This window comes from Snodgrassella sp. (assembly GCF_024103505.1).
Classification (GTDB): domain Bacteria; phylum Pseudomonadota; class Gammaproteobacteria; order Burkholderiales; family Neisseriaceae; genus Snodgrassella; species Snodgrassella communis.
The window spans coordinates 184,337-192,338 of the sequence record NZ_JAGGIJ010000006.1; the positions used below are offsets into that span (position 1 = coordinate 184,337).

An 8,002-nucleotide genomic window follows, 5' to 3' on the forward strand; every position below is an offset into this window, starting at 1 on the left:
GTATTTTGCTGTTACTGCCTAATACGGTGGTAGCAGCCGTCTTAACCCATGCAGCATAATGATACAGAAAAACAGCAGGTTTCTGCCCAACAAGGGGAGGTAGCTGGGTTGGCGCAGGCTAATGGTTTGTTCGGGGTGGTGTTTTTTGGCGGCCAGCGCACTGGACAATTTGCGCAGGTAGTCAATACTCATCGGCCACTCTTTCACACCCGCTAGCCAGTGTGCAGGAATGCCTGCCTCACCCAACTGAATACCGGCAAGCGCGCCGGCGATGGCGGCGGTAGTATCTGTATCGCCACCGGCGTGTATCAGTGCGCTGATGGTTTGTTCATAGTTACCGTAGTAGCGCAGCCACGCGTAGATAACGGCAGGCACAGTATTATTAATATAGCCGGTAATGCCTTTTTTCTCTAGTTGCAAGGCCAGTAGGTAATCGCTGAGTTCGGCCTGTTGTTGTAACTTTTGCTGTGCCAGTTGTAACTGGCAGGTCAGTTGCTGGCCGTTCAGGCTGGGCATGATGTCGGCAAAGAAGCTGTCAATAGGGGCTTGTGGCTGTTGCTCCCTGGCCTGTCTGGCGGCCATAGCGATAACCCATGCGCCCTCTTCTGCCCGTGGGTCAGTATGGGTGATGATGGTAGCTGCGCGGACTATTTCGCGCATGGTGAAAGGATTATCGGCAAAAAACCAGCCAATCACAGGGGCACGCATAGCTGCGCCATTACCGGCGGAGCGAATACCACTTTTGGCCGGACTGATGCCCAGACACAATTTGCTACAGGCTTTAAGGGTAGCCATACCCAAACCGGCCGGTAAGGTAAGAAACCAGCGCCGTAACCGGCTTGCCAGTTGGCGGCTGAAATCATCGGCATTCTGGTGACCGCTTAGCAGACTCTGCGCCACCATGACTGCGTGCTCGGTGTCATCACTGCACAAGCCTGCCCTGCCCCATGGTGTAACTATCAGGCTATGCTGAATCAGGTTACCAAACAAACGAGAGGCTCGTTTGGGTGTCAGTCCTTCCCGTGCCAGTCCTATGGCATCACCTACAGCGGTGCCAAGTAACAGGCCACTAATCTGTTGCGCTGATTGTGTTTCTTGCATGGATATTCCAGACGATCATATTAACAATATACGCTCACCCCAATGCCGGCGCGAAACGATGGATAGATATACTATCACTTTATGTTAAAAAAATACCTGATTTTATTAATGCAGTTTAGCTATTTTGGCAGACTTAAGTCCAGATTGGTCTAACCGGCAGATATCAGCTTAAATCTATCTGGCCGTAAGGATTACTGCAACTACTATGTACGGTAAATCCGGTACTATTGTGTATGCGGGCAAATCCTTCATCTACATGCTTATAACCTCAGAATAGATTTAGCCCAATGATTGCTTTCGTTCAGGCAGATTTCTGGCGTTTTTATGTTCGTTGGTGTGTATTAATAAACTGGATATTGTTGGATAGCGCCGCTATAAAACCGTTACTATATAATAATTATTATTTAATTTTTGCAGCTTTTCATTGATATCTGCGCTACACAATCATGGGCGCTGAGCCGTTTTGATGCAGCCTGTTCTGGCTTGCTGTTTCAAGATAGATGGCTAGTAAGATACACTAGAGCGGATGGCCATGCAATATCAGGCTATGATGGCCGAACTCATTCAGGCAATAGCGCATACAGTTATCATTAATGGCAGCCAGTTTAATGCAGTGTGGCAGGAAGTGCAGACTTGGAACGAAATTACTTTTCTGCTACATACGGTGAATATTATTGCGCAATTTTCCGGTGCGTTGCCAGCAGGAAAAAAGGGTGCCGGTTATTTTAATCTGCAACATAATCAGGGTTTCAACGGGCACATCTGCACGCAAAACTGTGTATATATTGCTTTTGTTGTGCGCAGCTTTATGCTTATGACCACGGCTGCAATTATTTTCTAAACCGGCAAGGTGAGATTATGTTCAAGATTTTTGTTGGCCGTGATAAAAAGCGTCCGCTAAAAACAGAGCAGTTAAGCAGTCTGGCACAACACTTTGGTTCTGCCTGAGGAGAAACTGATGAAAACTTTATTATTGTTTGGGGTAAGCCCGAAAATGGGTACGGGCTATCAGCTATTGCAACTGGCGTTGCAGCAGCCATTGCAGTGGCGCTGTATTGCGCTGGTACGGGACGCGGATTTTGCCCGACAGTTAAGCCAGCAAGGGGTAGCAACGGTGGTTGGCGATGCTACTGACGAATCCAGTGTCAAGAAAGCCTGCGAGCTGGCCGGTAACCATACGGTGATTGTATCGACATTAGGCGGTTCGGCAGGTGCGCACTATCTGGCACAGCGGCTGATTATTGATACGGCCGAACACTGTGGTATCAAGCAGATGCTGCTGGTTACTTCTCTGGGCTGCGGTGATTCATGGCCTACGATGTCGGAACGGGCAAAAAAAGCTTTCGGACATTCAGTACGGGAAAAGTCTCTGGCAGAAGTATGGCTGCAAACCAGTACGCTGAATTATGAAATTCTGCGCCCCGGTGGTTTGGTTAATGGTGCAGTTACCGGTACAGGGAAATGCTTTTATCAGCAGGAAATACATGGTTATATTCATCGGGCAGAACTGGCAAGTGTGATTATGCAAAGAATCAGCACTGCAACACTGAATAACTGTGTTTATACAGTTGTTGACCCGGATTTGCTCCCTGCGAATAAATAAACTGTAACCGGCCAGATTGTGGATAACTGTACTTATCCACAACTGGAAAAACTGGCCATCCCATCTGCAAACATTACCAAGCAGACAGACTGGCCATTATTTCGTTACCCTATTACTCAGGCTTTTTTCACAAAACACGCTTTAAGCATGATTTTCATGCCATCTACTTTGCAATCAATTTCGTGGTCGCCTTCAACCAGACGAATACCTTTGGCTTTGGCACCTTTTTTCAGCACAGTGCTGCTGCCCTTAAGTTTGAGGTCTTTAATCAGAATAACATCATCACCATTAGCTAGCGGATTACCGTTACTGTCTTTAACATCCAGCTCCTGTGCGCTGGTGGTACTGGCAACATCCCATTCATGTCCACATTCAAGGCAGACAGTAAAAGTGCCATCAAAGTAATTCTGTTCGCTGGCGCATTGTGGGCAGATAGGGGTTGATTCAGACATGATTAGACCTCTGCAATGGTAAAAGCGGCGATTGTACCTAATTCTGCCACAATCACCACATTTTTATGTACTTCTTACGCGCTTTTGCAGCATTTCTGCTGCTGATACAGAAATTATGTCTGCTTCTGGTACTGCCACACTGTTCCTTCCACGTATTTGCACATCAGCTTATACTCGTTTGATTCATTCATCGCCAACTGATAGCCACAACTGGTACATTTGAGCAATATTCTCGGTAATGCCAGCTTAGTGAGCACTTTACGGTATTGATGATGACTCGAATCGCTTCTGTGGTATTAGAGAAAGAGAACAAACTTGTTTAAAGATAAGATACAAATAACAGGGTGGCGATTTGGCCACCCTGTTATTATTGTGCACCGCTTAGAATTCGGCGTCGATATCAGCAATGCTTACCAGTTTGGCATTAACAAATTCTTTTAAGCCCAAATCTAGCAATTCACGTCCGAAGCCGGAACGTTTTACGCCACCAAAGGGTAAATCGGCTTTCACCATAGTAGGGTGATTAATAAATACCATACCGGTATCAATCTGCTGAGCCAGTTGAGCACCGCGTTCTTCATCTGCGGTAAAGATAGAACCGCCAAGACCATAAGGAGTATCGTTGGCAATTTCAATGGCATGAGCAGCGTCCTTGGCACGATACACGGAAGAAACCGGACCAAAGAATTCCCAGTGCCGTGCCGGATTATCCTGCTTAATATTGGTTAGAATAACCGGCCGGAAAAAACAACCCTGCGCAGGCATATCCAGCGCAATTTCTTCAGCATGCGCACCCAGTTTAACTGCCTCGTCCAGTTGCTGTTGCAGGCCTGTAACGGCGGAGCGGGAAGACAGTGGTGCTAATGTAGTGGCTGCATCCATCGGGTCGCCCATACGCAGTTGCTGGATACCTTCACGATACAGTTTCAGGAAACGATCATATACGCCATCTTCCACGATAATACGCTTGGCACTCACACAAACCTGCCCTGCATTCCAGTGACGGCCGAACACTGCCCATTTAGCGGCCTTTTCGATATCGGCATCATTGAGCACGATAAAGGCATCGGCACCGCCCAGTTCCAGCGTGCATTTTTTCAATGCCGCGCCTGCCTGTGCAGCCACAATCGCACCTGCTCCTTCTGAACCTGTTAAGGCCACACCGCGTACGCGCGGATCGGCAATGATTTTGGCCAGTTGTTCATGGGTTGGATAGAGATTCTGAAAGGCGCCCTGCACTAATCCAGTCTGTGACAGCATGGCGGCCATTTTAGCAGCACACTGAGGAACATTAGAAGCATGTTTCAACAGAACAACATTACCGGCAGCCAGTTGTGGCGCAACAATACGTGCTATCTGGTAATACGGGAAATTCCACGGTTCTACCGCCAAGATAATGCCTTGCGGGGCAAATTCGATACGGGCACGATTGCCTTTATTAGAAGTGACCGGCAACACTTCCGGCTGAAGCTGACGTTCGGCATTTACCGCATAATATTCAAAAATCTGCGCAGACAGCTCAGTTTCTGCTTTGGCTTCACTAAACAGTTTGCCCATTTCTAATGTCAGCAGACGGGCATATTCATCAATATTGGCACGTAGAATGTCGGCTGCTGTTTGCAGAATACGCGCACGCTGGGCAAATGTCGTGTTTTTCCACTCACGGAAAGCAGCATCAGCACCATTTAATGCTGCTTCCAATTCAACATCGGTGGTATTAGGAAATGCCATTACCTGCTGTTCGGTATAGGGATTGGTACTAGCGTATGCCATATAATTACCTTTCATAAATAAGGGTTGCACCACGGATACTGTCCTTTTGACTGACTAATTACGGGCAGCTTCTGAGACAATCAGTTGTATATACTATCCGGGAGTGGTTGTGTTTCTGATGTATATGTTACTGCTACTTCTAATTTATCTATAGGTCCGATAAAGGTAGACGACAATATTATTTACCATCCCTAAATATCCATATTTAGACATGATTTTGTATTCGATTCAGTCTAACAATTATTTACCGTGTTATCAAGTAAACACTAAACTAATAAAATATGGATTTTAGAAAACCACTTTAATGGTTGCAGCAAGCAGTCTTCAGCTTGAGAAAATTTCTGCGCAGGGCTGCCTGTGTTTTCCTGCTAGGCAATAATAACGATTTTTGTTTCCTAAAACGCTATTGTAATAACCATACTGCCAGCTTAATCTGTTTTGGTTCTGTCTAACTTCAAAGGATATACAGATGAGTAAACTAGTCATTGTATTTTTTTCAGGTTACGGCCATACCCGTAAAATAGCTGAAGCAGCGGCAGCAGATACAGATGCCTTGCTGGTAGAAATTGATGCTAACGGCAATTTGAATGATGAGCAATGGCAACAGCTTGATGCTGCCAGAGGAATTATTTTTGCTGCACCCACTTATATGGGCAATGTACCGTGGCAATTCAAAAAATTTGCTGATGCCACTTCGGCATTGTGGGCTAAGCGTGCCTGGCAGGATAAAGTGTTTGGCGGATTTACCAATAGTGCCAGTTTTAACGGCGATAAACAGGTAACGCTAATCTGGATGCAGACTCTGGCCGCACAGCATGGTGGTATCTGGGTGAGTCTGGGATTATTGCCAGCAAATACCAAGCAAGCAGATCGCAATGATATCAATACACTTGGCGGTTCTATTGGTGCTCTAGTACAGACACCTGCCGATGCCAGTGTAGATGAAATTCCACATGGTGATATTGAAACTGTCAAAATTTATGTGGCACGGATAAGTGAAATTATTAACAAGTTAGATTAATAATATTTCTATCACTTTGAATATCAGTTTAGTACGCGATCACTTTGTCTTTTAGAGATAAAGTGATTGCATACTAGACTGTCTGAATAAGTGTAGCATACCATTTCAACGAATATCCGGCCTCTGTCTGGTTTTCAACCATGAAGCAATTATGGCAATCAGTAAGGCACTAAACACTACTGCCAGTGAAGCAAAAGAAGGAATATGCCACCACTTGGCAACCAGCATTTTACCTCCGATAAAAGTTAATACTACAGCCAGCCCGTATTTGAGATAAATAAACTTTTCTACCACATTGGCCAACAAAAAATACATCGCGCGTAAGCCCAATACTGCAAAAATATTGGAAGTGAAAACAATAAACGGATCAGTTGTTACCGCAAATACTGCCGGAATACTATCCACAGCAAAAACCACATCACTCAATTCGATTACCACCAAAGTAAGTAGTAATGGAGTAGCCATGCGCTGGCCATTTTCAATGGTAAAGAATTTCTCCCTATTCAGCTGCTCACTCACGCGCATATGCCGGTTCAGCCAGCTTACTAGTGGATTATCAGACAGGCCTTTATCCTCGGCCTTTTCTGGCAGCATCAATTTAATACCACTATAAAGTAGAAAGACACCAAATAAATACAGCACCCACTCAAAACGGCTAACCAGTACCGCCCCCAAAGCCACCATAATGGCACGCAGAACAATCGCGCCTAGTACCCCAAAAAGTAAAACTCGATGCTGATATTCGGCAGGTATCTTAAAATAACTGAATATCAGCACAAATACAAAGATATTGTCGACTGATAATGATTTTTCCAACACGTAACCTGTGAGAAAGTCCATCACCGAATCCACAGCCACATCCGAACCAACCGCAGGATTATGTGCCAGTTCAAAATACAACCAACCCGCAAATCCCAAAGAAACAGCAATCCATACTGATGTCCAAAGCAATGCTTCTTTCGTACTAACGCGATGCATACCCTCTTTTTTCAGCGTGAGCATATCAATCGCAATCATAACAATAACAATGACGATAAATACGCCATAAAATAGTGGTGTACCTACTGAGTTCAGCTGCATGTATTCTTCCTGCTAAAATTTTTCATCATACAAAATCCGGCGATAATAACAACCACCATATTCAATTGAAAATGCAATATACTGACCAACAATCCAACAATAGCATATCCAACAAAAAAGATAATCCCTGCATCACCAATTAGAGCTTTGCCGACACAAACAATCTGTTTTATGCTACAAATACTGGCAATATAGTCTGGTTGTAGTACGCTTCAGAGCAATCATGATGTATAGCAAATCGTCACGTTGAATAGGGTAAATTAAAAAATACTGTCATGAATACACATAAAAGATTCATTTAGCACCCTATTCATCGACAAAAGATTTGACGATTACGCCATAGCAAACAATATATATCTTTGTTTTTTGCTTGGTATTTTGCAACTAGTTGTTCCTCTTAGTGTAGGATATTTGCAGTCCAAATTGCACATATCAATAAATTATATTCCAATACCGGTACATAATATCGCCAACACAATAAGCACAGATTATAAATAATTATGCCATACACTAATTATCCAAACTGATATACACTAAATCTTTTTCAAGAACGACTAGAATGCCGCTGCACATCGCTCTCTACCAGCCCCAAATCCCCGCCAATACCGGCAATATCGCCCGTACTTGTGCCGGTACCCATACCAGTCTGCACCTGATTCGTCCACTCGGCTTTTCTACTGACGATAAAATGCTCAAACGCGCTGGCCTCGATTACTGGCCACATGTAGACATTCATTACCACGATAGTCTGCCAGCCTTTATCGAAATGACAGAAACTCAAACTAATGCACAGGTATACTTGATAGAAACGTATGGCACACGCAATTACACTGAGTTCGATTTTAGCGATAGTTCGAAGGAGATTTATTTCTTATTCGGTCGCGAAACCAGTGGTCTACCCGCACAATTCGCTCAGGCACGTAGCAGTCACTGTCTGCGTATTCCTCAGTCTGAGCATATCCGTTCCTTAAA

At 44.7% G+C, this 8,002-nt stretch carries 8 protein-coding genes; 4 read left to right on the forward strand and 4 right to left on the reverse strand.

Annotated elements, in window-relative coordinates:
- Positions 1–18: 18 nt before the first annotated feature.
- Positions 19–1,101 (reverse strand): ADP-ribosylglycohydrolase family protein, encoded by a 1,083-nt coding sequence (locus J6578_RS07835; protein WP_287954293.1) that lies wholly within the window; start codon positions 1,099–1,101, stop codon positions 19–21.
- A gap of 532 nt (positions 1,102–1,633) precedes the next feature.
- On the opposite strand from J6578_RS07835, the gene J6578_RS07840 reads away from it, so the two are divergent.
- Together J6578_RS07840 and J6578_RS07845 are read left to right on the forward strand one after the other, a co-directional pair.
- The gene (locus tag J6578_RS07840) at positions 1,634–1,942 is read left to right on the forward strand and encodes a ChuX/HutX family heme-like substrate-binding protein (protein WP_180296233.1); all 309 of its coding nucleotides are present in this window, start codon (positions 1,634–1,636) and stop codon (positions 1,940–1,942) included.
- Between the two features lie 117 nt (positions 1,943–2,059).
- On the forward strand, positions 2,060–2,704 hold the full coding sequence (locus J6578_RS07845; protein WP_287954294.1) for an NAD(P)H-binding protein: 645 nt from the start codon (positions 2,060–2,062) through the stop codon (positions 2,702–2,704).
- Between the two features lie 116 nt (positions 2,705–2,820).
- Here the strand turns inward: J6578_RS07845 and J6578_RS07850 are convergent, their stop codons facing one another.
- Both J6578_RS07850 and J6578_RS07855 read right to left on the reverse strand, forming a co-directional pair.
- The gene (locus tag J6578_RS07850; RefSeq protein ID WP_287954295.1) at positions 2,821–3,156 is read right to left on the reverse strand and encodes a zinc ribbon domain-containing protein YjdM; all 336 of its coding nucleotides are present in this window, start codon (positions 3,154–3,156) and stop codon (positions 2,821–2,823) included.
- 381 nt (positions 3,157–3,537) lie between these two features.
- Entirely contained in the window at positions 3,538–4,929 is a 1,392-nt protein-coding gene (locus J6578_RS07855) for an NAD-dependent succinate-semialdehyde dehydrogenase (RefSeq protein WP_287954297.1), read from the reverse strand.
- A 469-nt stretch (positions 4,930–5,398) separates the two neighbouring features.
- On the opposite strand from J6578_RS07855, the gene J6578_RS07860 reads away from it, so the two are divergent.
- Positions 5,399–5,950 (forward strand): flavodoxin family protein, encoded by a 552-nt coding sequence (locus tag J6578_RS07860; RefSeq protein ID WP_239428466.1) that lies wholly within the window; start codon positions 5,399–5,401, stop codon positions 5,948–5,950.
- Between the two features lie 105 nt (positions 5,951–6,055).
- Here J6578_RS07860 and J6578_RS07865 read toward each other — a convergent pair whose 3' ends face one another.
- Positions 6,056–7,030, reverse strand: a complete 975-nt coding sequence (locus tag J6578_RS07865) for a TerC family protein (protein ID WP_093093873.1) — start codon at positions 7,028–7,030, stop codon at positions 6,056–6,058.
- A gap of 559 nt (positions 7,031–7,589) precedes the next feature.
- Between J6578_RS07865 and J6578_RS07870 the strand changes: the two genes are divergently transcribed.
- On the forward strand, positions 7,590–8,002 hold a 413-nt coding region (locus J6578_RS07870; RefSeq protein WP_287954298.1), incomplete at its 3' end, for a tRNA (cytidine(34)-2'-O)-methyltransferase.

What these genes read in the sequence shown, in the direction of transcription:
- J6578_RS07835 (WP_287954293.1), bottom strand. Translation starts at nt 1,101, where the DNA reads ATGCAAGAAACACAATCAGCGCAACAGATTAGTGGCCTGTTACTTGGC.
- J6578_RS07840 (WP_180296233.1), top strand. Translation starts at nt 1,634, where the DNA reads ATGCAATATCAGGCTATGATGGCCGAACTCATTCAGGCAATAGCGCAT.
- J6578_RS07845 (WP_287954294.1), top strand. Translation starts at nt 2,060, where the DNA reads ATGAAAACTTTATTATTGTTTGGGGTAAGCCCGAAAATGGGTACGGGC.
- J6578_RS07850 (WP_287954295.1), bottom strand. Translation starts at nt 3,156, where the DNA reads ATGTCTGAATCAACCCCTATCTGCCCACAATGCGCCAGCGAACAGAAT.
- J6578_RS07855 (WP_287954297.1), bottom strand. Translation starts at nt 4,929, where the DNA reads ATGGCATACGCTAGTACCAATCCCTATACCGAACAGCAGGTAATGGCA.
- J6578_RS07860 (WP_239428466.1), top strand. Translation starts at nt 5,399, where the DNA reads ATGAGTAAACTAGTCATTGTATTTTTTTCAGGTTACGGCCATACCCGT.
- J6578_RS07865 (WP_093093873.1), bottom strand. Translation starts at nt 7,030, where the DNA reads ATGCAGCTGAACTCAGTAGGTACACCACTATTTTATGGCGTATTTATC.